The 979-nt window shown below is 48.8% G+C and carries 2 protein-coding genes; both read left to right on the top strand.

The window, feature by feature from the left end; translation table 11 throughout:
* Positions 1-418, top strand: a 418-nt coding sequence (locus A3730_RS32480) for a hypothetical protein (protein WP_231883831.1), incomplete at its 5' end; no start/stop codon positions are given.
* A 187-nt stretch (positions 419-605) separates the two neighbouring features.
* The coding region (locus A3730_RS32475) for a hypothetical protein (protein WP_231883830.1) at positions 606-979 on the top strand (374 nt) is incomplete at its 3' end.

Below are 979 nucleotides of genomic sequence, written 5' to 3'. Positions count from 1 at the left end.
AACGCTGTTTTTCTTTGATCGCTGGGAAAATATCAAACCGTACCTTCGAGAAACGGAGGTCCGCTCAGATGTTCACATGATGACGTTTGTTTCTGGAGTTAGCACGCAGGGGTTTAGGGTCATTGAGTTATCGCAGAATGACTCATCGGCAAGAACAACTGTACTCGACCTTCACGAAACCACCCAACAGCGGCTCATTCATGCGAGCCATCTTCTTATTCCCTTATGGCGAAGCTCAAAGGCGAGGTTGGTTGAACTACGATATCTGACGAGTTCCAAAGAGCATAAAATGACCTTCTGCACTACGGGCGAAGCATGTCAACGCCTTGATGCTGAAGAAATCTCCATTGAAGAGTATCTTGATCATGTGACTTTCAAGAAGGTGGACGATGGGAGTCCAGAATCAACAAGCACCTAACCAGGCCAGGCACGGCGACGGCTTTTCCGTTGCGGCTTCGCCTCCACTACAAAGCCGCGCGTGCTGGCGGCGTTAATGGATTCGGGGGTGATCACCTTTGAAACTTGAAGGTCCGTATGCATACCAGGTCTCAGTGGATGGAGACGATAGCTATTCTGTTCTGAGTGCAGAGGGAAGGCGTACCTTTTTGGCGCCAGTTACTACTCGAGGTCCCAAGCTTTATGTGTTTTCCCACAGCAGCTCACTTATCTATATTGGGCAGACCGTTCAGGGAATGAGCGCACGCATGCGGCTTGGTTTTAAAGCAGACGGCACAGGAGGATATTGGGGGTATCGCTGGAGGAAGGAACTGGCTGAGGCCTCTCTTCATATCTGGGTTCTAAACGAATGTCCTGAAGAGGAAGAATTCTATGCTTTGGAGTGCATAGAGTCTGAAGTTGTTTACTTGTATCGGTCGGAATTCAACCAGTGGCCCAAATTTCAAACAGAGATTCACTTTCACGAATCAGAAGGGAATCACAGGGCCCTGGCGAGGGAAATTTTTAACGGCTTCAACAAAGA

The organism is Alcanivorax sp. HI0044 (assembly GCF_001634945.1).
This window is presented reverse-complemented; position numbering and strand designations above follow the sequence as displayed.